Consider the following 22,844-nt stretch of genomic DNA (forward strand, 5'->3'; position numbering starts at 1 on the left):
GAGTCCGTGTCAGCGCATCAGTTCGCCTGCGTTGACCAGCAGCGACTGCCCGGTGATCGCCCGCGCCCGGTCCGACGCCAGGAACGCCGCCGCGTCCGCCACTTCGCCGTCCGTCGCCAGCTCCGGCAACGCCATACGGCCCGTCAGCCGCCCCAGCACCTCAGCCTCCGGCACGCCCTCCCGCCGCGCGGCCATCCGGACGTACGTCTGCACCGGCGGCCCCCACATCCAGCCCGGCAGCACGGTGTTGACCCGGATCCGGTACGGCCCCAGCTCCCGCGCCAGCGAGTACATCGCGCTGGTCAGCGCCCCCTTCGACGCCGCGTACGCCGCCTGCCGCAGCTGCGAGGGCGCCGCCACCGCCGACTGCGTGCCGACGAACACCACCGAGCCGCCGCCCGGCTTCAGCCCCGGCAGGCACGCCCGCGTCATTCGCAGCGTCCCCAGCAGGTTCACGTCGATGACCGACCGCCACGCCTCGAAGTCCGCGTCCTCCAGGCCGCCGAAGTGGCCGTCCAGTGCGGCCACATGGATCACCGCGTCGATCCGCCCGAACCGGTCCCGCGCCAGCTCCGCCAGCGCCGCGCACTGCTCCTCGTCGGCGATGTCCGTCGCCCGGTACGCCGTGCGCCCCCCGTCCGGATCGAGGTCGGCGGCCGTCTTCGCCAGGTTCGTCTCCGTACGCGCCCCGAGCACGGCATGCCCGCCGTCCCGTACGACGGCCGCCGCGACCTGGCGGCCGAGGCCCGCCCCGACTCCCGACACGACGACGGTCTTGCCCGCGAGCAGTGACACCGGACCTCCCCGACCTCTGGCGCAATTACCTGACGGAGCGTCAGAGTATGGGGCAGTCACCCAGGAAAGGGAAGGGTATGAGCGAGGACACCCGCAGCGAGCACAGATTGGAATCGAGGCCACTATCGCCGAACTCCTCGCCTTGCGTCAGGCGCCCTTGTCGGCCTTCCGGCAGTCCTGCTTCCACGGTCAACAGACTTACCGTGACCTTGTCTTTTTTCGTTCCCTGCGCAATATTGCATGAGTCATCTGTGTGTCCTTCTCTATGCGGTGCTTTGCGGGATTCCGGTACTGTTTTGCGGGGTCGGATACCCGCCGGTTTGCGTGTGCGTCGGCCAGTGACCGTGAGGCGGTGTCCGGTGCGTTACAATTAGTGCGCAGCGGTCTGCTCGCCTCGATCGCTTCGTGGCACAGGAGAGGAGTGACCGGGATGGCCGGCCAAGGGCAGCACTACTTTTCGGCGGATCCCAGAGTGACCTCGCGGCGCGGCCTGGTAAAGGTCGAGCTTCCCGATGTCGGACTGGACCTCCGTACCGACAGCGGTGTCTTCTCCCACTCCAAGCTCGACGCCGGTACCAAGGTACTTCTGGAACACGCGCCGCCACCCAAGATTCGAGGTGACATTCTGGATATCGGCTGTGGTTACGGACCCATCGCGTTGACATTCGCAGCCCGCCGAAAGCGCCTCCGGGTCTGGGCGGTGGATGTGAACGAGAGGGCCCTCGACTTGGTGCGGGAGAACGCGGAGGCCGCGAATCTCGGCAATGTGCAGGCGTGCCTGCCCGAGGCAGTGCCGGAGGACATACGGTTTGGCGCGATCTATTCCAATCCGCCGATCCGGATCGGCAAGGCGCAACTGCACGCCATGCTCCAGTACTGGCTTTCCCGGCTGCTACCCGGCGCCGCCGCATATCTCGTCGTGCAGAAACACCTCGGTTCGGACTCGTTGGCGAAGTGGTTGACCGCACAGGGCTTTCCGACGGCTCGGCTGACCTCCCAGCGCGGATACCGCGTGCTCGAAGTCCAAAATCACCAGACCTCTTCTAATGGATAAGTGAATGCAGCAGCTCAGGGGCACAGCCCTCAAACGTTTGCACAGGTCCTGGCGGCGGCAGAGCTCCTCGCGCGTGGCCCTGCTTCTTGAGGGTGTGCAGTCCCCTTTCAACGTCGGTGCAATTGTGCGTACCGCCGCCGCGCTGGGCGTCGGACATCTCTATCTCGCCGGTGCCTGCGCCGCACCCTCCAACGCAAAGGCGCAGAAGACGGCCATGGGGACCGACCGGTATCTGCAAGTGCAGACGTTCAGCGAACTCCAGGAGGCAGTGAAGCAGGTGCGGTCCGACGGATACCGGCTAGTCGGGCTTGAACTCGCCGACGAGGCCCTTCCGACACACGAGGTCGACTTCTCCGGCAGCGTCTGCATCGCCGTCGGAAACGAGGACCGCGGACTGTCGGCTGAATGCCTGGAAGCTTGTGACACGGTGGCTTATATTCCGCAGCTCGGCCGGGTCGGCTCGCTCAATGTGGCCACTGCCGTCGCTGTCTGCTGCTACGAGGTACGCCGCCAGGAGTGGACGGCACGGGCCGAAGTCCCGGGGGCTCACCGCAACTCGTCCACGTAACGGTCCGTCCCGGGCACCGTGGGAATGAACGGCGCGACGAACTGCACGCAGCCCAGCCCCGAAGCCGCCACTGCCGTGTCCAAGTCCGCGAAGTGCTCCCGCCAGTGGTCGCGGGGATCGTGCTGGAGGAACCACAGCAGGGTCAGCCGGGTCTCGACCCCCTCGACCTGTTTGACGTAGGTCATCCGGTCCACGGGCAGCGGCGTCGGCACGAAGACGGTCACCATGGCCGCGGGCGAGCCCGCCAGCCGTTTCGGGAGGTGATCGTCGCGCAGCCACGCGAGCAGTTCCCCGCGCCGGTCGGGCGAGCCGGCGTCGATGACCTGGACGACGAGCCCGGCGTAGGGGTGGTCGAGGGCGTGGATGTCACGCGGGCCGTGGTCGCCGTCGCGGTAGACGGTCGCCGCATGGTCCTGGAAGGCCGTGAAGATGTGCGTACGGTCCTGGAAGACACGGTGATCGCGGTTGAGGCGCTTGTTGATGCTGACGGTCCACCGCATGTGGTCGGCGTAGCGGCCGGCGGTCATCCAGTAGACGGATATGTAGCATCCTGCCGTCACCGGCTGCGCGACGGAGGAGATCTGGGGGTAGCGCAGGAGCTGCAGGTCCCGCGTGGCGACCCAGCGCCGTCCTGCGTACATCCACGGCATGGCCATCGCGCCGGCGATGTAATGGTCGTCTTCGTACCAGCGATTGTACTTGCGCTCCCGGCCGGGGTGCGGCTCGACCATGGTGATGAGCGCGTGCCCGAGGTCGGCTCCGTAGGGGCCGACAGCGGCCAGTTCCGCATACCTGTGGCTGCGGGATTCAACTGCGTGCGTCGCGTCGTCTGTCATGGGTCCGGTGTAGCTGACGGAGCGTCAGATTGGGAGAGGGATTCCGTTCGGCTCCGCCCGAAGTTCAGCGATCTTCGTTCGCCCGACCAGCTCGCAACGGACCCGTCAGCGCAACTCCTCCGGGCACGGAGTCCCGCGCGGCAACTGATACGGCGCCGCCAGCCGATACGTCCCGGCTTCCGGCGCCACCAGCACCGTCCACCGGTCGCCCTCCGCATCCTCCGCCGTCTCCATCAGGCAGCCGTTGACGTTGTCGTACGACTTCGGCATGCCCTCGGGCCGCTCCTTCGACGCCGCCGTCTCCTGCGGCGGAGCGAGCTTCTTGCCCTTGGCGTCGACGATGCTCAGCCACGGCGAGTACGGGATGCGGATCAGGACGCGGCCCGCCTTCTTCACGTCCATCGTCATCTCGCCCTGCGCGGCCCGCTGAACCACGGCATGCGGCTCCGCGAGCGGCGTCGGAGCGGTCACCCGGAACAGCTGCCAGTTGGCGTCGCCCCAGATCTGCGTCAGGTACGGCAGCCCGCGCTGCACCAGCGCCCGCTCCCGCTCGCCGCCGTCACCGTCCGGCTTGTCCTTCGGCAGCACCACGAAGTGCACGGCCCAGCGCTCCAGCCACTCGTGATAGTTCGCCGAGTTGAGGGTGTCGTCGTAGAAGAGCGGGTTGCGCTCCATGTCGGCCTGGCGGTTCCAGCCGCGGGCCAGGTTGACGTACGGGGCGAGCGCGGAGGCCTCGCGGTGGGAGCGGGCCGGGACCACCTCGACGCGGCCCTTCTCGGCGCCGACCTCCTGCAACTCGTTGACCAGCGGCGCCAGCTCGCGCGACCAGGACGCCGCCGGGGCCGTGTTCACCACGTCGTCGACCGACTTGTAGCCGATCCACACGGTGAAACCGGCGAACGCCACGACGATCGCGTACCACTTGCGGCTGCGCGGCACCGCGAACGGCAGCGCCGCCGCCAGCACCACCCCGGCGAACAGCATCGCCAGCCGCGTGATGTTGGAACCGATCTGGGAACTGATAAGCCACACCAGGATGACGCTCAGGCCGTACACCGCGGCCGTGATCCGGACTGTCTTCCAGTCGTTCGGGACCAGGACGTAGACGAGGATCGAGAACACCACCGGCAGGATCACCGACGCGAACCGCATCGGCTGCGTCCCGGAGAACGGGAACAGCCAGGCCGACAGCGCCACCACGGCCGACGGGGCGAGACCCAGCGACCAGGCACCCGGCCGCCGCTTCTGCAGGAACAGCGCGACGGCCACCAGGCCCACGAACAGGCCCGCGACCGGCGAGGCCATCGTCGCGAGCGCGGCCAGGGGCGCCGCGCACAGCGCCTTCGCCCAGCGCTTGTACCGCCAGCGGTACGGCCAGCAGAAGACGGCGGCGATCGCACCGAGCGCGAACATCGTGCCCAGGCCGAAGGTCACGCGCCCCGACGCGGCGTTGCACAGGAACGCGTACACGCCCGCGAGCGCCGCCCACAGCGGGTTCCGTACCACGGGGGTCCCCCCGCTCGAGCGAAGCCGAGAGTGGGGGAGGCTGCGGATCAGGATCATCGTCAGCAGGCCCGCCGAGACCGTCCCCGCGATCATCATCGTCGTACGGACACCGAGCACCGACATCAGATACGGCGACACCACGCTGTACGACACCGGGTGCATGCCGCCGTACCAGGCCAGGTTGTACGCCGAGTCCGGGTGCCGGCCGACGAACTCGGCCCACGCGTCCTGCGCCGCGAGGTCGCCGCCGCTGTTCGCGAACGTGAAGAACCAGACGATGTGGAGGGTGCCGGCGACGCCCATGACGGACAGCGCGGGATGGCGGAGCATGCGCTCGCGCAGGGCGAGGAAGGCGGCCCTGGCTCTGGTGACGGGGGGTGCCGGCTCCGGACGACCCTCATGACGACCATCCGGGTGGCCCGGGCGGCGGCCGAGGTCACCGCCCGTGTCCGCGCTGCCCTTGCTGCCTTTGCTCTCGTCCCCGCTGTCTCGTCCGCGCGGCTCGGACAGGCGTATTCGCGGGCCGTTTTCCGGGCCCGGATCGGCGTCGTCGGCGCGTGTCGGCTCCGCAGTGGCCACCTGAAGGCACTCCCCGTGTCCCGTCTTCTGCTGTCCGGCCGCATCCCGTTCGGCCGGTGTTCACAACCGCGTTTCCGCGTCTTGCCCGTTTCGTGACGCTAGCACGCAGGGCGGAAGCCGCCACCCCGGCGGTCACCGTCCGCAGTGCGGTGGTGGTCGCCGGGGTGGCCGATAGCCGGGGGTCAGCCCAGGCGGGTCACCTTGGCCGTCCAGGCCGGGTCGGTGAGGTCCTGCTGGAGGACGACCGGGACCTGGACCGCGCCGCTGGTGCCGCCGTCGCCGACGGTGAGGGTGCCGACGCGGGTGCCGGCCTTCGCGGTGTGCGGTACGTCGTCGGCGGCAAAGGACAGCTTCACCTTCAGGCCGGACCAGCCGGCCGCCTTGACGTCCTCGGTGACGGCGACGGGGGTGCGGCCGCCGAGGCCGTCGTCGACGTATCCGACGACGGTGCCCTTTTTCAGGATCGTCGCCGACTCCAGGGCGTCCTGCGCGGCCCGGATCAGGCGGTCGCTCGCGGACAGGGCGCCCTGCAGGATGGTGTGGTCCGAACCGCCCTCGGGCTGGCGGACCACGGCGCCGATGATGGTGCGCGGCTCGCCGTCGACGTCCTTCTTCGCGGCGAAGACGAGGTTGCCGAGGGCCGAGGTGGTGGTGCCGGTCTTGATGCCGACGACGCCGTTGTAGCCGACCAGCTGGTTCCAGTTGTTGTGCTTGACGTTCTTGTAGTCGACGTAGTTCATCATCGCGGCGATCTCGCGGAAGGCGGGCTGCTTCATCGCCTCCTTGGCGAGCTTCACCTGGTCCACGGCCGTGCTCACCGTGGTGCTGTTCAGGCCCGACGGGTCGGTGTACGTCGTGTTGGTCATGCCGAGGTCCTTGGCGGCGGCGTTCATCTTCGCCACGAACGCCTTCTCCGAGCCGGCGTCCCAGCGGGCCAGCAGGCGGGCCACGTTGTTCGCGGACGCGATGAGGATGCTCTCCAGGGCCTCCCGCTGGGAGATGGAGTCACCGGCGGTCACGTCGACGGTCGACTCCTGCCCGGCGTCGGACTGATCCTGGGCAGCCTGATCGATCTTGATGTTCGGCCCCTTGGCCCCGCTCTTCAGCGGATGATCACGCAAGACCAGATACGCCGTCATCACCTTGGCGACGCTCGCGATCGGCACGGGCTTCTGCTGCCCCGACGAACCGAACGTACCGATGCCCTGCACGTCGAGCGCGGCCTGTCCGGCGGACGGCCACGGGATGTCGGCCTTGCCGCCCTCGAAGGTGTAGCTGTCGGCGGCGGTGAGCTGGAGCGTGGGCGCGGGCAGCGGGCGGAACATCTGCACGACCGCAAAGATGATCACCAGCAGCAAGACGAGCGGCGTCCAGATCTTGACGCGCCGGATCGCCGTCCGCAGGGGGGTCTGAGGGGGCGGCGGGGTGTTCGTCAGCTCCGCCAGCAGGTCCAGCGGCGGCTTCGGCGGCAACGGCTGCTGCGTGGTCCGCTCCGGACCGACCTGCGGCACGGCCGCGGTGGCCGGCACCTTCGGCAACGCGCTGTCGCCATCGACAGCGGGCCGCGGCTTCCGGCTCGCCGGATCCTCCAGCGGCTTCAGCGCCACGAACTTACTGGTCCGCTCGGCGTCTTTCTCACCGGCGCCCTTGCCACCCTGCTCCGCCTCGTCGGGGGAGTCCGCCTCGGCCCTCTTGGCAGCGTCCCCGACCTTGAGCATCGTCGTCGGCTGATCGACGGCGGGCTTGTCCGGCCGCACGGCCTTGAAGACAGCGGTGGGCTGATCGACGGGGCGCTCGGGGGAGTCGGAGTCCTTCTTGCCGGGGTTGGCGCCGGCGTCGCCCTGGGGGTCGGTGTCCTTGCCGACCTTGCCCCTGGGGTCGGCGCCGGTGTCGGTGCCGGACTCGGGCTTGGGGTCTGTGTCCGCGCCGGACCCGCGCCTGGACGCCGGGTCGGCGCCGGGCCTGGCCTCCGGTGCCTCGCTTGCGTTGGGCTGGGCCCTGGACGGCCTGTCCGGCGCGCTGGGCGCAGGCTTGGGGCTCGCGGAGTCGCCGCTGGGCCTGGGCTCGCGGTCCGTCTCCGCGCCGGGCCCAGCCTCGGCCTTGGACGCCGTACCGGTGTTGCCCTCGGGCTCGGAAGCCTCGTCCGTGTCGGAGTCGCTGTCGTCGGCGTTCGCGCCGCTCTCGCGGCCCTCGTCGCCTTCCTCGGCGTCGCCGGCGGCCTCAGGGGCGCCTTGGGACTCCTTGCCGCCGTCCGCCCCGGCTGCGGAGGCCTTCGCGTCGGCGCCGGTCGCCCGCGAGGGCTCGTCGGCGTCCGATCCGGCCTTCACGTCCTCGTCCGAGTCCTCGCGGGCATCCGTGTCGGCGGCGGCGGTACGCACTGCGCGCCCCGTGCCCGCGTTCGCACCCGCGTCGGTGCCGACGCCGGCCGCGTCCGCCCCTGCGCCGCCTGCGGGGGAACCCGCGTCCGCATCGGCGCCGGACACATCCGCGTCGGCGTCCTCGGCCTTGTCCTTCGCGTCCGCAGACGCCACCCACGCCGCCACCGCGTCCCGCAGGCGGCCGTCGCTCGCCGTGGTGCTGGAAGCCTGCCAGCTGCCGGAAGCGGAACCCTTCGCGCCAGGAGAACCGGAACGCTTCGCCTCGCTGGAACCGGAAGCCGAAGCGGAACCCCTCGCGTCGGCATCCCCGGTCTCCGCGCCGGCGTCGGTGTCCCGGGTCCCCGCGCCGGCGTCGGCGTCCTCCGTGCCCGCGTCGGCGTCCGTGTCAGCGCTCCCCGACCGGGCGTTGCCCGAGGCCCCCCGTGCGCGGCTCCGGCCCCTCTCGCCGCTCTCGCGCCTCTCCGCGCCCTCAGCGGCCCCAGAAGCCTCCTTGGTCCTCTCCCCGGCCTTCCCGGCGCTCTCCCCGGCCTCACCGGCCCCGCCGGCCGTCTCGTCGGCCTGCTCGGCCTTCTCGCCGCCCGGAGCCTCAGACGCCCCGCCGGCCGTCTTCCCGGCCTTGTCCGAGTCCGGCGTCTCAGACGTCCCCTCGGCCGTCTTCCGGGACTTTCGGACACCGCGAGTCTCACGCCCGCCGCCGGTCGTCTCACCGGCCTCCGCGCCGTCCCGGGCCTCAGACGCCCCGTCGGCCGTCTCATCCGCCTCCCCGGCGCCCCGTGCCGGATCCGGGGCCGTGAGGACCGTCGTCGCCGAGTCCGGCTTGTCGCGGGACACCGCCAGTCGGGGATCCCGGGGCTCGTTCCTGGCCTCGGGAACCGGACCCGCGCTCCCCGACGTCGGTTGTGCCGACGACTCGCGCTGCTTCGACCTGTCGGGGGACTCGCCCGCCACCGATGCCTCCTCCATGCGCCACACGCCGTGCGTGCGCCTACCGATCCCGAACAGTGAACCGACTGCCCGGCCCCCGCTCCACCGCGCTGTCCGAACCATGTACCAGTGTCCTGTGTGCGCGCCTGACTCAAGCGAGAGACGAGAACGACATACCTACCGGTTCCAACACGAACCGGTCACGCACCCTCGACAGACCAATGTGAGAGGGGTCACCCTGTCGTACATCCACGCGGGGAGGCATGGATGGGCAGGAGCCGCAGAACACTTCCGGAGGAGCTTCTGCTGCTGGCACTGGACCCGGCCACGGGTACCACTGCACAGCCGCAGTCGCTCGACCTCGGTCTGGCCGGAGCACAGCTAGTGGAGCTGGCGCTGGCCGGACGGATAGCCCCAGACGGGGATCGTATCGCCGTGGTGGTACCACGGCCGACAGGAGATCCGACTCTGGACAGCGCGTTGGAGTTGCTGCGAAGGCGTGGCGCTCCGGTACGGGCCGTCCACTGGATCGGCGGGCCCCGGCTGGGGCTGCGCCAGACCTACCTCTCGCATCTCGAACGGTGCGGCATGGTGCATGCCGTGGCCGGCCAGATGTGCGGAGTGTTGCCGACGACGCGCTACCAGGCGACGGACAACGCCATCAGCCGGGAGATCAGGGCCCGGCTGGATTCCGCGATCCGCACCGGCGTACCACCGGACCCGCGGACCGCGGCGCTCGCCGCCCTGGCCCACGCGGTCGGTCTCGGCAAGCATCTGTATCCGGGCAATGAGGGACGGTCCTCACGGTCCCGGCTGCGGGATCTGATCAGGCATGACCCGATGGGCGGTCTCGTCGCGCACGCCGTGATGGACGTCCAGAACGGCGTCGCGGCCCAGCCGCGCCGCAACCCGGCCACGGCCGGCCGGCAGCCCGCCGGAGCCAGGTCCGCGGCGGAACCCGCGCGAGGGGTTCCGATGCAGCCGCGCCGCGGATCCATGGCGCGCGTCGCGGCCCACTGAGCCGCACGCGGTACGGCAGCACCACAGCATCACAGCACCACTGCCCCGAGACCCGGTACGGGAGCCGCAGGACCGCGCGGGGCGGCAGGATTCGTGCGATTCGCACATGCGTGCGATGAAACGGTCCCGCCGCCCCGCGCGGCCGCATGCGTACCGGCCGTAATCCCTCGGTTTCCCAGCGGTAGTACGCACCTTGGTGGCAGTCTGCTCAGAAGCAGATACGCAAAGTTGCAACTACAGGCACGCAGCCGGAGGTGCACGTCCCGTGGCGTCCAATGTCAATCCCACCGTCAGGCGGCGCCGGCTGGGCCAGGAGCTGCGCAGACTGCGCGAGCTCAAGGGCATGACGGCCGAGGAAGTGGCGGAACGACTGCTGGTGTCGCAGTCCAAGATCAGCCGGCTGGAGAACGGCCGGCGCAGCATCAGCCAGCGCGACGTCCGCGATCTGTGCGGGGTCTACGAGGTCGAGGACCAGCGGATCGTCGACTCGCTGATGCAGATGGCCAAGGACTCGCGGCAACAGGGCTGGTGGCACGCCTTCGGTGACATCCCGTACAGCGTCTACATCGGCCTGGAGACGGACGCCGAGTCGCTGCGCGTGTACGAACCCCAGATCATCACTGGCCTGTTGCAGACCCGCTCGTACGCCGAGGCCATCATCCGCGGCGCGCTGCCGGAGACCTCCCAGACCGAGATCGACAAGCGTGTGCAGGTGCGCATGCAGCGGCAGGGACGCATCACCGACGGCGACGGCCCGCTGCGGCTGTGGGTGGTGCTGGACGAGGCCGCGCTGCGCCGGGTCGTCGGCAGCCGCCAGGTGATGCGCGAGCAGTTGGAGTCGCTCGCGGAGATGTCCCAGCTCCCGCACATCACCGTGCAGGTGATGCCGTTCGACGTCGGCGCGCACCCCGGCGTCAACGGCCAGTACTCGATCCTGGAGTTCGCCGACGCCGGCGATTCCAGCGTCGTCTACATCGAGGGCGTGACCAGCGACCTGTACCTGGAGAAGCCGCCCGACGTGCAGAAGTACACGGTGATGTACGAGCACCTGCGCGCCCAGGCGCTGAACGTGGACCAGTCCCGCCAGCTCATCGAGGACGTGGCGAAGGAATACGCCGCCCGCTGAGCCCCCACTGGCTCTGGCTCCGACTGGGCCGCCGGAAGGTACACCCTGATGGGCCGAAGTGGAAGATTCGCCTGGAATATGTCATCCGGTCGAGTGAATCCCGGCTCCGAACGAGGGCCTCAGCGAGTAGCGTCGATCACGCCAACGATCAACGCAGTTGGCGTGAACCGCACCGCGGGCCCTTGCCGGGAACCGTGGCGTGGGGACAGTGACTCAGCAACTCGCCACCGGAGCAAACATGGCAATTCTTCAGGGCGCCACGCAGGCATGGACCAAGTCGTCGTATTCCGGAGGGAACGGCGCATGCGTCGAGGTCAAGTCGCCCTCCGTGGCAGCGCTCGACGTCCGCGACTCCAAGGACCCGGAGGGCCCCACGCTGGCCTTCCCCGCCGAGGCGTGGAACGCCTTCGTGGCCTCCGTCAGGGCGTAAGGGGAGGATCTTCCTGATCCTCGCCCCACCGCACCCCTCACGACAACTGCACACGCACCACCGACAGAGCCCTCTCGACAAGCTCGCCGTCCTTGCCGAGGGGGCTCCCCTCTGCGCCGAGGCGCCCGTCGGTCACCTCACGGCAAGAGTCATTTCACGGGGAACGCCACATCGCACACCGGATCCTCGGCCCCCGCCGCATCCCAGTCGGCGAAGTACACCTCCCGGCACAGGCCGGTCTGCGTCAGCCCCTCCTTCGCCATCCACTCCTGCACCGCCTCGAAGGCGGCCAGGATCTGCGGATGGGCCACCTGGGCCTTGGTGATCCGGGTGTAGGCCAGCCGCCGGGCCGGCTCCACCCGCACCCCGGTCTCCCAGGTCCGCCCCCGCCGCTGCGCCCACGCCCGCGCCGCCGCCTCGTCGGCGACCGGCACGCACGCCTCCGCGGGACCGTCGCTCTCCATCGACACCTCGGCGTGGTAGGCGACGAACGGCGCCCCTGTCATGCCGCCGCACTCCCGGGCCGCCTCCTCCAGCCGCCCCAGCGACGCCCCGATCCACGCCGGCAGCTCGTCCGCCAGCGCGTGCCGCGTCTCGGTGATCAGCACCTGCGCCGGCGTGTCCACCGTCTCGACCTCGAACTTCCCGTACATCTCGGAGCTCCTCCCCGACAGCCGTCCACGGAGGTACTCGCTGAGCGTCCGCTGCCCCGCCACCCGTGCCTCGACCTCCGCCCAGTACGCGGCGAGCCGGCCGGCGGCCTCGGCGCCGTCCGCCTCGACCACCTCCGCGATCCGCGCCAGCGGCATGTCCAGCTGCCGCAGCATCGCCACGAGCCGGGCCCGCTCGACCTGGCCGGCCCGGTAGTAGCGGTAACCGCTGGCCTCGTCGACGTGCGCCGGCGCCAGCAGGCCCAGCCGGTCGTACAGCCGCAGGGCCTTGGCCGACAGCCGGGCCCGCGCGGCGAACGCCCCGATGGTGAGCAGCTCTTCGTCCCGAAGGTCCACCACGGCATCCTCCGTCACCGGGCGGCTCTTCCGCCCGGTGCGAAGGACGTTCAGCCCTGCCCCAGGGGCAAGGTCAACCGGCCAGCTGACCTTCGACGGCCGTGACGACCTCCGCCGCCTCCGGCTCGGTCTGCGGCGCGAACCGGGCGACGACCGTGCCGTCCCGGCCGATCAGGAACTTCTCGAAGTTCCAGCGGATGTCCCCGCTGTGGCCCTCGGCGTCGGCGAAGCCGGTCAGCCGCTCGTACAGCGGGTGCCGGCCCTCCCCGTTCACCTCCACCTTCTCGGTCATCGGGAACGTCACGCCGTACGTCGCCGAGCAGAACTCGGCGATCTCCTCGGCGCTGCCCGGCTCCTGCCCCATGAACTGGTTGCAGGGCACGCCCAGCACGGTGAAGCCCCGCTCCGCGTACCGCTCCTGGAGCCGCTCAAGGCCGGAGTACTGCGGGGTCAGGCCGCACTTGGAGGCCACGTTCACCACGAGCACGACCTTGCCCGCGTACTGCGAGAGGCCGGCGGAACCGCCCTGCAGGGCGTTGATCTCGACGTCGAGGGGAGAGGCACCGGTGTTCTCTGTAGTCGTCATGAGCGGAGCCTAACTCCGGGATGTGGCATGCCGTTCCCGACCTTGCCGCTCCCGTTCCCGTTCCCGGCCCTCACCAGGACCTCCCCGGCCGCCGTCCGCGAGTACAGCACCGAGCGCCCCGCCCGCCGCCGCTCCACCAGCCCCGCGTCCAGCAGCACCCGCAGATGCCGCCCGACCGACCCGAGCCCCTGCCCGGTCACCGCGACCAGCTGACTGGTGCTCATGGGAGAGCCGAGCAGCACCAGCACCCCGGCCCGCGTCGTCGTTCCTCTCGGCCGCCGACCGCGTGCCCCCGCGGGCGGCCCTGGCGGGCATCTCGCTCGCCTTCGCCGCCGGCACGACGGTCCTCGCGCTGCCGGGCCTGCCGGTGTGGGCCGTCTTCGCCGTCGTCCTCGTACCGGGGCTGGCCGCCTCGGTGGGCGGCGGCATCCGGTGGGGACTGCTGAACGAGATCCTCTCCAAGGACGGCTATCTGCTGGGGCGTTCGGTCTTCAACATGATGAGCGGGGTCATGCAGATCGCCGGGTACGCCACCGGCGGCGCCCTGGTGGCCGTGCTGTCGCCGCGCGTCACGCTGCTGGTGTCGGCGGCCCTGTACCTGGCGGCGGCCCTCGGCGTCCGCGCCGGCCTGACCCGCCGCCCGCCGCGCACCTCGGGACGCCCGTCGGTCTCGGCCACCTGGCGCACCAACGCCCTGCTGTGGTCGTCCCGGCCACGCCGCCTGGTCTATCTGGCCCTGTGGATCCCGAACGGCCTGGTGGTCGGCTGCGAGTCCCTCTACGTGTCGTACGCCCCCTCGGCCGCGGGCACCCTATTTGCCTGCGCCGCGCTGGGCATGCTGGCCGGGGACGTGGCGGTCGGCCGTCTGATCCCGCCCCGGCTGCGCCCCCGCCTCGGCACGCCGCTGCTGCTGCTCCTGGCCGCCCCGTACGTGCCGTTCTTCCTGCACCCTGCGCTGCCCGTGACGGCCGCCGCCGTCGCCCTCGCCTCCGTCGGCTTCGGAGCCAGCCTGGCCCAGCAGGAACGCCTCGTGGCCCTGACCCCGCCCGACCTCGCGGGCCACGCCCTGGGCCTGCACTCCGCCGGCATGCTCACGATGCAGGGCGTCGCCGCCTTCCTGGCCGGCACGGCGGCCCAACTGACCTCTCCGGCAACGGCGATGACGGCGATAGCGACGGCCTCCCTCGCGGTGACGCTGGCGCTGGCGGCGGCGAGGGCGAGGTCGGGGAGAGCCGGTTGGCCGTAGCACCTCAGACGCGGTGACCGCCCGCTCCTCACTCCTCATCCTCCGGAGCCTCCCCCTCCAGCAGCCGTTCCCCGATGTCGTCCGCCCACTCCTGCGCCCACCGGCGCAGCGCGGCGATCTCCGGGGTGTCGAGGCCGTCCCGGGCGAACTCCCGGTCGTCCACCCAGTCGGTGGCGGTCAGGCGGGACTGGAGGTCGGCGAGGTCGAAGGCGTCGACGGCGTGGCGGCGGCCGAGTTCTTCGAGCTCGGGGTGGCTGCGCAGCCGTGCGGCGGCGTGTACGTCGATCAGGTCGGGGGCAAGGCCACGATCGACCAGGGCGCGGACCCGGGTGCCGATGAGGTCCTCCAGGGAGAGCGTGCGCCCGAGGCCGGTGCGCACCGGCGGGCGCCAGAGCAATTCCTTGACGATGTCGACCTTGCACTTCTCGCCGGACTCCGGCTCGGTGACGACGAGCCGGGCGGACAGCGGATCCGGCTCCGACGTGCGCACGAGCCAGCCCCGCCGGGCCAGTCCGGCGCTCACCGCGGCGGCGATGTCCGCCATCGTCGCGGGATGCTCGACGGCCATGGTCACGCTCCGGCTCGTCCGCTCCACCAGCCCGTGCGCCCGGACCGCGTCGGCACCGGCCACCAGCAACGGGTACGCCGCGCCCGCCGCGAGGAGATCGTCCAGCAGGCGCTGATGCAGCTCGGGGGTTTTCACGCAGCGGCCAGAAGGGGTGCGGGGGGTGGTGCCATGGATCGATTATCGCCCTGATCAACAGCCCGGGCGACTTCGAGCACCGCCCCGCACCCTCCCGTGTGACCTGCGCGCCCTACGGCTTGCGGCCCACTCCACCGTACGCGTCCACGGGCACGGCGGGCCGGGCCGTCTCGCCGAGTTCCGGGCGCCAGTCGGTCACCCGGACGATGCCGGGCTCGACCAGGTCCAGGCCGTCGAAGAGGCCGGCGATCTCCTCGGCCTTGCGGACGTAGTACGGCACGGCCCCGCTCTTGTTGTAGGCCTCCGACGCGGCGATCATGCCCTCGCTGGTGGCGGTGCCGTCGCTGACCACCAGGTGGCTTCCCGAGGGGAGGCCAGCCATGTAGCGGCGGATCAGGTCACGGGCCTGCTCGTACTCGGCGACATGGCCGAGCGTGTTGAGGATCATCAGGGAGACCGGCCGGGAGAAGTCGAGCGTGCCGGCGGCGGCCGACAGCACGGACTCGGGGTCGTACAGGTCGGCGTCCAGGTACGCGGTCCTCCCCTCGCGCGTGCTGGTGAGCAGGGCGCTGGCGTGGGCCAGCACGATGGGGTCGTTGTCGACGTACACGATCCGCGCGTCCGGTGCCACGCGCTGGGCCACCTCGTGCGTGTTGTCGGCGGTCGGCAGCCCCGTGCCGACGTCCAGGAACTGCCGGATGCCCTGCTCCCCGGCCACGTAGCGCACGGCCCGACCGAGGAAGTGACGGCTCGTCACCGCGACGCCGACGAGTCCGGGGAAGATCTCCTTGATCTGGTCACCGATCTCCCGGTCGACCTCGTAGTTGTCCTTGCCGCCGACGAAGTAGTTCCAGAAGCGGGCCGAGTGCGGCTTGGACGTGTCGATCCCGTCACGTATGTCCGCACGCGCGGGGGCGTCGGGGGTGGATTCGGACACGACAGAGCCTCCTGCAGATCGGTGTTCGGTGACGGATGCCCGCCTCGCGCCGAGCGTGAGGTTTTGGCCAACTTTCGGGATCGGGTGGCGATTTCGGGCCAGTCGGTCAGACGGCCCGGATCCGGCGGGCAGCGGCAGCTCCACGCTCAGCCGTCGCCGGGGCCGGTGCGGCGGGCGGGAGAGCGCCGGTCGCGTCGGTGACATCGGGGCCACGCGGCGAAGCGGCCCGGCCCCGTTGCGTACGGGGCCGGGCCGCGATGTGTGCGGTGTGTGGGTCAGGTGCGGTGCGGTGCGGTGCGGTGCGGTTCGGTTCGTACGTCACGTGCCGTGCGGTACGAACCGGAACCGTCGTCCCCCCTCGCCGCCCCCACCGGACCGGCGCTCGAACGCCAGCCAGGCCGCCCGGCCCAGCGCCCACAGCAGCAGTCCGCCCATCAGCGGCGCCCCGAACATGATCGTCAGGCCTGCTCCGATGTTGGCGCCGATCACGCCCGCGGTAAGGATCCGCCAGCCCACCCCGGCGATCACCCCGGCCACCACCAGCGGACCCAGCACTCCCCACCAGCGCCGGTCCAGGGTCCCTCGCCGCGAGGCCCGTACGAGCAGTGCCGCCCCGGCCCCCGCCGCCAGCAGCCCGGCCGCGCCGATCAGGGCGGCCACGCCGTCCGGGACGGCCCACGGCTCGAAGGCGTAGTCGAGTTCGGAGGCCGCGAACCCCTCGGCATTCTGCTGGCCCATAAGCCCCCAGGCGGCGACCGGCACACCGGCCACGAGCCCGGCTCCGGCAAGCAGGACCGTTCCCTGATACCTCATGCCTCCACGGTGCCTCGCCGCTCCGGAGGGAACATGAGTACGCGTACTCAACCACGACGCCCAGGGCCGAGCCCTGGCGCCCGGTGAAGGTGCGGCGCCCGGCGGAAGGCCGGGGCGAACACGCGGGACGAGGTGAGACGACGGCGGGACCGGGCGCACACTGGAAGAAGTAGGGCTGTGCGTCATGAGCGGACCGTGGAGGTGGGCCATGAGCACCCTCGAAGAGCATGTGGACGTCGCAGTGTCGATCGACGAGGCCTGGGAGAGCCTGCACCGGGTGGAGAACTATCCGAGATTCGTGGACGGAGTGCGTGAGGCACGGGCCGAGGCGGGTGGCCGGGCGCATCTGGCCATCGAGGCCGGTGGGCGGGCCCGCGCGTGCGACGCGGAGCTGTCCGACCGTGGCGGCGAGCGCGTGATGGAGTGGCGCACCACCGGTGGCCCCGAGCTGTCGGGCTCCTTCTCGCTGCAGCCGATCGACCAGAACAGCACCCGTGTCCAGGCACGGCTGGAGTACGACCCCGACACCGTCCGGTCGACCTTCGGCGGCCCCAAGGGCTTCGCCCAGGCGAACGCGATCGAACGAGTCGTCCGCAGCGATCTGAACCAATTCAAGGAGTACGTGGAACGCGAGCGGTGACAGCGGGCGTCCCCAGCCGCGGTAACTGCGCAACTTCCGGTAGATCGTCGCGTGGCCGATGCCCAGGGCCTGAGCCGCACGGGCCTTGTTTGCCGCCGTGGCGGTGCAGGGCCTCCGGGATGGCGGTGCGCTCGGCGTGCATGGGGCTCAGCGGCGCGGTGACGGGCCCTCGCGTACGGGGTCCGGCAGTTCGGTACGTCGTGCGGGGCCCGTCGCCCTGCGGTGCTCCGCCAACGAGCGGAGGACGTACGCGAGTTCGGTGACGTTGCCGGGCCAGGGGTACCGCCGCGCGCAGCGCGTCCAGCGTCCAGGTGAGCGGCGGGTGTCCGGGGGCGGGCATGGGCAGCAACTCCTCGATGTCCTCGGGCCGTTCACGCAGCGCGGGCAGGGTGACCGAGCGTGCGGCCAGGATGTCCAGGAGCCGCTGGAGGCATGGGTCCGGGGGTGTCCCCGGGGTGTAGGTGACCAGGGAGAGGTACGTCCGGGCGGGCGTCCAGCAGGGCGTTGAGCGCGGCGACGTCGCACTGGGCCGGCCGCTCGGCGTGCCGCAGCACGAGCGGGCGGTTCCCGGTCAGCCCGCCGAGCGCGTCGCCCACCTCGCCCTCGGCCGCGTCCACGACCAGGTGTCCGCCGAGCAGCTCCCGCGCCAGACATGTCTTGCCGGTGCCGCGCTCCCCGACGACCAGCACGGGCCCGGGAAACGCGGCCAGTTCCACGGCCCGCTCGACCGCATGCCGCCAGGCCACGGAACGCCCGGCGAACGCGACCGGCCCCCGGCTCGCGGGGGAGGGGACGTACGGCCCGCCGACTGCGCGGACGCCCGAGCCGTCGGCTGCGCGGGCCGCCCGGTCCACCGGTTCCAGGTCCGCGCGCACCGGGACCCGAGCCAGCCAGGACACCCGACCCCGAAACCGCACCCGCCGCGACCCACGGAGCCCCGGCACCGAACTCCGACACTCTCGCGGAACACCCGGCGCCGGGCGGAAGCGGGAGCGCACATCCACCTGCACCGGCTGCACCCGGCCCGCCCCCGTGACCCCATGGCGCGATTGAGACACGCGTGATTGACCCTGTCCCGTCCGCTCGCGATCCTGAGGCGGACGGCTGAATGCCAGTAATGATCTGTTCGCTCCCTGAACCCCCACACAGGAAGGCAGGAACAGACATGCACGAGATCCAGGAGACGCATGACCAGCCGGTGGCCGCGGTCAGCGGTGAGACGGGCTGGCAGTCACCCGAGTACGAGGTCGTGGAGACCGCGCTCGAAGTGACGGCGTACGCGCTGGCCACCCGGTAACCCCCCGCCGTGCTGCTGCAGGTGCTCGGCACCGCGGCGGGCGGCGGACTGCCCCAGTGGAACTGCGCGTGTCCCGGCTGCACCGGGGCACGCGCACATCCGGAGCGCCGTCGCCGCCACGCGTCCCTCGCCGTACGGGCGGACGCCGGCCGCTGGTACATCGTCAACGCCACCCCCGACATCGGAGACCAGATCGAGGACACCCCCGCGCTGCACCCGGCCCCGGCCCCCGGCAGACCCCGGTCGCGGGCATCGTCCTGACCGACGCCGAACTCGACCACACCCTCGGCGTGGCACGGCTGCGCGAGGCGGACGCCGTGGAGCTGGTCGCCACCGCCCCCGTCCGCGACGCGCTGCTCACCGGCCCGCGCCTCGGCCCCCTACTCGGGCCGTACACGGCGCTGGTCTGGCGAGAGCTGGACACGGCCTGGCTGCCGCTCGGCCCGGAACTGGACGTCAGCGCCGTGCCCGTCGCCGCCAAACGCCCCCGGTACGCGGCCGGAACGGGCGACGACGACCCGCGCTGGGTGGTCGCCCTCGTCCTGCGCGAACCGGCGACCGGGAAGTCCCTCCTGTACGCCCCCGCCCTCGCCGCCTGGCCGGACGCCTTTCACGAGGCCGCGGTGGCCGCCGACTGCGTCATCGTCGACGGCACGTTCTGGGACGAGGACGAGCCGGTGCGCACCGGGATCTCCACCAGGACCGCGAGCGGTATGGGACACCTGCCCGTCGACGGTCCCACCGGCACCGCCCGCCGCCTGGCCGGGCTGCGCGCCCGCTGCCTCTACACGCACCTCAACAACACCAATCCCCTGACCGACCCGGACGACGACCGGCACAAACAGCTGGCCGACCGGGGCCTCGAGGTCGCCGCCGACGGAATGGTCATCGAGCTGTGACGACAACACCCGTACGGGACACGGACACCCGGCAGAACGCCTGGAGCCCGCAGGAGTTCGAGGAGCGGCTGCGTGAGGTCGCCACCAGCCGCTACCACGACCGGCATCCCTTCAACGTCCGCATGCACGAAGGCACTCTCACCCCGGCCGAGTTGCGCCGCTGGATCACCAACCGCTTCCACTACCAGCGGCACATCCCGGTCAAGGACGCCCTGATCCTCGCCAAGTTCGAGGAGCCCGCACTGCGCCGGATGTGGCTGCGCAGGATCGTCGACCACGACGGTGTGCGGGAGGGGGAGGGCGGCATCGAGCGCTGGCTGCGGCTCGGCGAGGCCGCCGGGCTCGACCGGGACCTGCTGTGGTCGGCCGCGGACGTACTGCCCGGGGTGCGGCTCGCGGTCGACGGGTACGTCAACTACTGCCGGCTGAAGTCCCCGCTGGAGGCCGTCGCCGCCTCTCTCACCGAACTGTCCGCGCCCGGCATCATGCGCACGCGCATCGCCGCCTTCGAGTACCACTACCCGTGGATCGAGGCCGAGGGGCTGGCCTACTTCCGCACCCGCGTCGGGCAGGGCAGCCGGGACAGCGCCGAAGCGCTCGACCTGGTCCTGCGCTGGGCGCGCAGCCGCGAGGACCAGGAACGGGCCGTCGCCGCGCTCACCTTCAAGTGCGACGTGCTGTGGTCGCTGCTCGATGCGGTGGACGGGGCCGGTGAGCGCCCGGCTGGTGAGGGTCCGGCGGGGGAGCGCCCGGCCGGTGAGCATCCGGCGGGGGAGCGCTCGACGGGGGCGTGCCCATGAAACCGGCGCCTACGAAGCAGGGACCCGGCGGACCGGATGCCATGACTGACGGCGCGGGCGCTGTGCCGGATGGCGGGGACGCCGTGCCGGGCGGGCGTGCTGTGCGGGGCGGCGGGGACAGTGGGCCCGATGGACAGCGTGGCGTGCCGGGCGGCAAGCATGTCGTGCCGGACGCCGGGGACTGGAGCCCGGTGCTGAGCCGGTCTGTCATGCTTCGGTACGACTGGGTGCGCGGCACCGACCTGCTGGTCATGCCGGAACGTGTGGTCGTGCTGCACGGCAGCGCGAGCGCCGTCCTGCGGCTGTGTGACGGCGAACGCACCGTCGGGGCGATCGTCGCCGAGCTGGCCGAGCGTTTCCCGGGCGCGCCCGTCGCCACCGAGGTCCCGCAGTTCCTGGGCCGACTGCGCGACGAGGGCTGGCTGCGATGACCGACGCCCCCGCCGCCCCTCCCTGGGCGCTGCTCGCGGAACTCACCCACGGCTGCCCGCTGCACTGCGCCTACTGCTCCAACCCGCTGGAATTGACCCGCAGATCCGCCGAACTCCGCACCGACGAGTGGGCCGACGTGATGCGCCAGGCCGGCGAGCTGGGCGTCGTACAGACGCACCTCTCCGGCGGCGAACCGCTGCTGCGGCGCGACCTGCCCGAGATCGTCGGCGCGGCGGACGCGGCGGGCATCCACACCCAGCTGGTCACCAGCGGCGTCGGCCTGACCCGGGAGCGGCTGGCCGCCCTCACCGGGCGCGGACTGCGCAGCGTCCAGCTGTCGGTGCAGCACGCCGAGGCGGGCGCCTCCGACCGGATCGCCGGGCACCGTTCCTTCGCCGCCAAGCGGGGGGCCGCGGCCCTGGTCCGGGAGGCGGACCTGCCGCTGGGCGTGAATGTCGTCCTGCACCGGGACAATCTGGACGCGCTCGACGCCCTCATCGACCTGGCGCTGGACTGGGGCGCCGAGCGGATCGAGCTGGCCAACACCCAGTTCTACGGCTGGGCCCTGCTCAACCGGGACCGCCTGCTGCCCGCCCGCGAGCAGATCGAGCGGGCGCGGGCCGTCGTGGCGGCCCGGCGGGAAGGGCTGGCCGGGCGTCTGGACGTGGTGTGGGTCGTACCGGACTACGTCGAGGGGACCGCCAAGCCCTGCATGGGCGGCTGGGGCGCGGTCTCGCTGACCGTGGCCCCCGACGGCACGGTGCTGCCCTGCCCGGCCGCCGCCACGCTGCCGGGACTCGACGCCCCGAACGTCAGGGACCGAACCCTGGAGTGGGCCTGGCACCACTCACCCGCGTTCAACCGCTACCGCGGCACCGGCTGGATGTCCGACCCCTGCCGCTCCTGCCCCCAGCGGGACGCCGACCTCGGCGGCTGCCGCTGCCAGGCGTACGCCCTCACCGGCGACGCCTCCCGTACCGATCCGGTGTGCCGGCTGGCCCCCGACCACGGCCTGGTACGGACGCTCGTGGAAACCCCCGGCCCCGGCCACCCGGCGACACCCCGTTCCTTTTCCGCCACGGGGCCACCAGCGCGTGTGACCTGTTCCGAACCTGTTCCGAGAACCTTCCAACCGTTCCTAATCAGTGAACAGGAGTGAGTGTTGTACCCATACCTGGTCACTGCGGATATCCCGAACGGTTTTGGATGTCCTGGTCGCCCGCGTACTCGCCGCGTCCGGTGGCACGCATCCTGTGCGTGGTCCGGGAAGGCGGGGGCGGGGTCCCTCACGCCCGACAGCGCCCGGTCTGGCCTGGACGGTCCGATGCCCCTGCCCATCGCTCCGGTGAGCAGGGGGCGGTGCCGTCCGTCGCCGGATCGGGTGTCCTTGGGCGCGTCGCCCGATCGCCACGGCAGCCGCGTCGTGACGGGTGGTTGTGCGGTTCTTCGAGGCGAGGGGCTTCTGCCAGTGCTGGGTGCCCCACTGGGAGGTGTAGGCCGGGTCCACGGCGATGATCGCGATGCCGGTGGCGTCGGCCATGGAGGTGAGACGGGCGCGGAGCCTGCCGGTGGGCATGCCGGAGATGAGCTGTCTGAATCGCTTGCGTCGGCCGTGCTTCTCGCGGGTCTTCTCCGCGGTGAAGTCGAGGTCTTCGACCGCGATGGCCTTCACACCGCAGGTCTTGGCCCAGTTCAGCAGACGGGACAGGGCGTGCCGCACCTGGGCGTCGCGGTGGTCGGCACTGCCCGACAGGTCGTAGGAGAAGCGGCGTGGGTTGCCGATCGGGTTGCCGTGGGTGTCGAGGCGCCAGGCGGCGAGATGGTCGGCGTTGATGTCCACGCTGATCACACCGTCGGCGAGGGCGGCGTCGAGCGGGATGGTCTTCGGCGTCGGGATCTGCCAGGAGGCGGTCAGGTACCAGCGCCCGCGCTGCACGTCGTGGTGGATACGGTAAGCCACAGCCCGGTTGGCCTCCACGCGGTCGGCCCACTCCTGGCCACGGTGCCAGAACCGTACCTTCGCTGCGAGCACGTACCGGCCGTTCCTGTTGGCCAGGTCGGCGAGCGGGGCGGGCAGCCTGATCGAGACTTCGCCCTCGGGGCTGACACGGATCGTCTCGTTGCCGAATCTCTTGCCCGACTCGCCGTCAGCGGCGAGGAACCAGCGCTCCGCTTCCCACCGCTGCCGCCACTCGGCCTCGCTGATCCGCGCATCCTCAAGATGGTGGCGGGTGCCCAGCAGAGACGCAGCACCTTCTCGTCCTGCGG

At 71.4% G+C, this 22,844-nt stretch carries 22 protein-coding genes and 3 pseudogenes; 13 read left to right on the top strand and 12 right to left on the bottom strand.

Annotation, left to right across the window (positions count from 1 at the left end; all coding sequences use genetic code 11):
• Positions 1 to 9 precede the first annotated feature (9 nt).
• On the bottom strand, positions 10 to 795 hold the full coding sequence (locus H8R17_RS22725; protein WP_187825058.1) for an SDR family oxidoreductase: 786 nt from the start codon (positions 793 to 795) through the stop codon (positions 10 to 12).
• 430 nt (positions 796 to 1,225) lie between these two features.
• Here H8R17_RS22725 and H8R17_RS22730 point away from each other — a divergent pair, with 430 nt between their 5' ends.
• Both H8R17_RS22730 and H8R17_RS22735 read left to right on the top strand, forming a co-directional pair.
• Positions 1,226 to 1,849, top strand: coding sequence for a class I SAM-dependent methyltransferase (locus H8R17_RS22730; RefSeq protein WP_187825095.1), 624 nt, complete (start codon positions 1,226 to 1,228; stop codon positions 1,847 to 1,849).
• A gap of 4 nt (positions 1,850 to 1,853) precedes the next feature.
• The gene (locus H8R17_RS22735; RefSeq protein WP_187825059.1) at positions 1,854 to 2,417 is read left to right on the top strand and encodes a TrmH family RNA methyltransferase; all 564 of its coding nucleotides are present in this window, start codon (positions 1,854 to 1,856) and stop codon (positions 2,415 to 2,417) included.
• Here H8R17_RS22735 and H8R17_RS22740 read toward each other — a convergent pair.
• The 3 genes from H8R17_RS22740 to H8R17_RS22750 all read right to left on the bottom strand — a co-directional run bounded on the left by H8R17_RS22740 (position 2,396) and on the right by H8R17_RS22750 (position 8,664).
• Positions 2,396 to 3,253 (bottom strand): hypothetical protein, encoded by an 858-nt coding sequence (locus H8R17_RS22740; protein ID WP_187825060.1) that lies wholly within the window; start codon positions 3,251 to 3,253, stop codon positions 2,396 to 2,398. The two genes, H8R17_RS22735 and H8R17_RS22740, sit on opposite strands and share 22 nt — an antisense overlap.
• A gap of 105 nt (positions 3,254 to 3,358) precedes the next feature.
• Positions 3,359 to 5,338 (bottom strand): MFS transporter, encoded by a 1,980-nt coding sequence (locus H8R17_RS22745; RefSeq protein WP_187825061.1) that lies wholly within the window; start codon positions 5,336 to 5,338, stop codon positions 3,359 to 3,361.
• 182 nt (positions 5,339 to 5,520) lie between these two features.
• Positions 5,521 to 8,664, bottom strand: a complete 3,144-nt coding sequence (locus H8R17_RS22750) for a D-alanyl-D-alanine carboxypeptidase (RefSeq protein WP_316959498.1) — start codon at positions 8,662 to 8,664, stop codon at positions 5,521 to 5,523.
• 243 nt (positions 8,665 to 8,907) lie between these two features.
• Between H8R17_RS22750 and H8R17_RS22755 the strand changes: the two genes are divergently transcribed.
• The 3 genes from H8R17_RS22755 (at position 8,908) to H8R17_RS22765 (ending at position 11,216) form a co-directional block, all read left to right on the top strand.
• Entirely contained in the window at positions 8,908 to 9,660 is a 753-nt protein-coding gene (locus tag H8R17_RS22755) for a GPP34 family phosphoprotein (RefSeq protein ID WP_187825063.1), read from the top strand.
• Between the two features lie 265 nt (positions 9,661 to 9,925).
• Entirely contained in the window at positions 9,926 to 10,786 is an 861-nt protein-coding gene (locus H8R17_RS22760; protein ID WP_187825064.1) for a Scr1 family TA system antitoxin-like transcriptional regulator, read from the top strand.
• Positions 10,787 to 11,024: 238 nt separating this feature from the next.
• A complete protein-coding gene (locus H8R17_RS22765; protein ID WP_187825065.1) occupies positions 11,025 to 11,216 on the top strand; it encodes a DUF397 domain-containing protein in 192 nt (63 codons plus the stop codon).
• A 149-nt stretch (positions 11,217 to 11,365) separates the two neighbouring features.
• Here the strand turns inward: H8R17_RS22765 and H8R17_RS22770 are convergent, their stop codons facing one another.
• The 3 genes and pseudogenes from H8R17_RS22770 to H8R17_RS22780 all read right to left on the bottom strand — a co-directional run.
• Positions 11,366 to 12,241: a MerR family transcriptional regulator gene (locus H8R17_RS22770; protein ID WP_187825066.1), complete on the bottom strand. Its 876-nt coding sequence runs from the start codon at positions 12,239 to 12,241 to the stop codon at positions 11,366 to 11,368.
• A 55-nt stretch (positions 12,242 to 12,296) separates the two neighbouring features.
• Positions 12,297 to 12,809, bottom strand: coding sequence for a glutathione peroxidase (locus tag H8R17_RS22775; protein ID WP_262505430.1), 513 nt, complete (start codon positions 12,807 to 12,809; stop codon positions 12,297 to 12,299).
• Positions 12,806 to 13,066, bottom strand: a pseudogene (locus tag H8R17_RS22780) (ArsR/SmtB family transcription factor); the annotation flags it as partial. The pseudogene H8R17_RS22780 and the gene H8R17_RS22775, both read right to left, overlap by 4 nt.
• Here H8R17_RS22780 and H8R17_RS22785 point away from each other — a divergent pair.
• Positions 13,066 to 14,055: pseudogene (locus H8R17_RS22785) on the top strand (MFS transporter); the annotation flags it as partial. The pseudogenes H8R17_RS22780 and H8R17_RS22785 sit on opposite strands and share 1 nt — an antisense overlap.
• Before the next feature lie 28 nt (positions 14,056 to 14,083).
• Here H8R17_RS22785 and H8R17_RS22790 read toward each other — a convergent pair.
• The 3 genes from H8R17_RS22790 to H8R17_RS22800 all read right to left on the bottom strand — a co-directional run bounded on the left by H8R17_RS22790 (position 14,084) and on the right by H8R17_RS22800 (position 16,508).
• On the bottom strand, positions 14,084 to 14,758 hold the full coding sequence (locus H8R17_RS22790; protein ID WP_187825067.1) for a hypothetical protein: 675 nt from the start codon (positions 14,756 to 14,758) through the stop codon (positions 14,084 to 14,086).
• Positions 14,759 to 14,870: 112 nt separating this feature from the next.
• Positions 14,871 to 15,695 (bottom strand): SAM-dependent methyltransferase, encoded by an 825-nt coding sequence (locus H8R17_RS22795; protein ID WP_187825068.1) that lies wholly within the window; start codon positions 15,693 to 15,695, stop codon positions 14,871 to 14,873.
• A 318-nt stretch (positions 15,696 to 16,013) separates the two neighbouring features.
• Complete coding sequence (locus H8R17_RS22800; RefSeq protein WP_187825069.1) at positions 16,014 to 16,508, bottom strand: hypothetical protein; 495 nt, start codon at positions 16,506 to 16,508, stop codon at positions 16,014 to 16,016.
• 208 nt (positions 16,509 to 16,716) lie between these two features.
• Here H8R17_RS22800 and H8R17_RS22805 point away from each other — a divergent pair, with 208 nt between their 5' ends.
• Positions 16,717 to 17,148, top strand: coding sequence for an SRPBCC family protein (locus H8R17_RS22805; RefSeq protein WP_187825070.1), 432 nt, complete (start codon positions 16,717 to 16,719; stop codon positions 17,146 to 17,148).
• 371 nt (positions 17,149 to 17,519) lie between these two features.
• Here H8R17_RS22805 and H8R17_RS49385 read toward each other — a convergent pair whose 3' ends face one another.
• Positions 17,520 to 18,047 (bottom strand): hypothetical protein, encoded by a 528-nt coding sequence (locus H8R17_RS49385; RefSeq protein WP_399477120.1) that lies wholly within the window; start codon positions 18,045 to 18,047, stop codon positions 17,520 to 17,522.
• Positions 18,048 to 18,313: 266 nt separating this feature from the next.
• On the opposite strand from H8R17_RS49385, the gene pqqA reads away from it, so the two are divergent.
• From pqqA to pqqE, 6 genes are read left to right on the top strand one after another with little or no spacing between them, the layout of a single operon-like run.
• Positions 18,314 to 18,445: a pyrroloquinoline quinone precursor peptide PqqA gene (pqqA, locus tag H8R17_RS22815; RefSeq protein WP_187825071.1), complete on the top strand. Its 132-nt coding sequence runs from the start codon at positions 18,314 to 18,316 to the stop codon at positions 18,443 to 18,445.
• A 9-nt stretch (positions 18,446 to 18,454) separates the two neighbouring features.
• The gene (locus H8R17_RS47190) at positions 18,455 to 18,706 is read left to right on the top strand and encodes a hypothetical protein (protein WP_262505439.1); all 252 of its coding nucleotides are present in this window, start codon (positions 18,455 to 18,457) and stop codon (positions 18,704 to 18,706) included.
• Positions 18,703 to 19,344, top strand: a complete 642-nt coding sequence (locus tag H8R17_RS22820; RefSeq protein ID WP_262505437.1) for an MBL fold metallo-hydrolase — start codon at positions 18,703 to 18,705, stop codon at positions 19,342 to 19,344. The genes H8R17_RS47190 and H8R17_RS22820 overlap by 4 nt, the downstream gene beginning before the upstream one ends.
• The gene (gene pqqC, locus H8R17_RS22825; protein ID WP_187825072.1) at positions 19,341 to 20,144 is read left to right on the top strand and encodes a pyrroloquinoline-quinone synthase PqqC; all 804 of its coding nucleotides are present in this window, start codon (positions 19,341 to 19,343) and stop codon (positions 20,142 to 20,144) included. Before H8R17_RS22820 ends, pqqC begins: the two co-directional genes overlap by 4 nt.
• 41 nt (positions 20,145 to 20,185) lie before the next feature.
• The gene (pqqD, locus tag H8R17_RS48780; RefSeq protein ID WP_187825073.1) at positions 20,186 to 20,575 is read left to right on the top strand and encodes a pyrroloquinoline quinone biosynthesis peptide chaperone PqqD; all 390 of its coding nucleotides are present in this window, start codon (positions 20,186 to 20,188) and stop codon (positions 20,573 to 20,575) included.
• Complete coding sequence (pqqE, locus tag H8R17_RS22835) at positions 20,572 to 21,735, top strand: pyrroloquinoline quinone biosynthesis protein PqqE (protein WP_187825074.1); 1,164 nt, start codon at positions 20,572 to 20,574, stop codon at positions 21,733 to 21,735. Before pqqD ends, pqqE begins: the two co-directional genes overlap by 4 nt.
• On the opposite strand, the pseudogene H8R17_RS22840 reads toward pqqE, so the two are convergent.
• Positions 21,715 to 22,818: pseudogene (locus tag H8R17_RS22840) on the bottom strand (IS200/IS605 family accessory protein TnpB-related protein); the annotation flags it as partial. The gene pqqE and the pseudogene H8R17_RS22840 sit on opposite strands and share 21 nt — an antisense overlap.
• Positions 22,819 to 22,844 lie beyond the last annotated feature (26 nt).

Source organism: Streptomyces sp. TRM68367 (assembly GCF_014495685.1).
GTDB lineage: Bacteria > Actinomycetota > Actinomycetes > Streptomycetales > Streptomycetaceae > Streptomyces.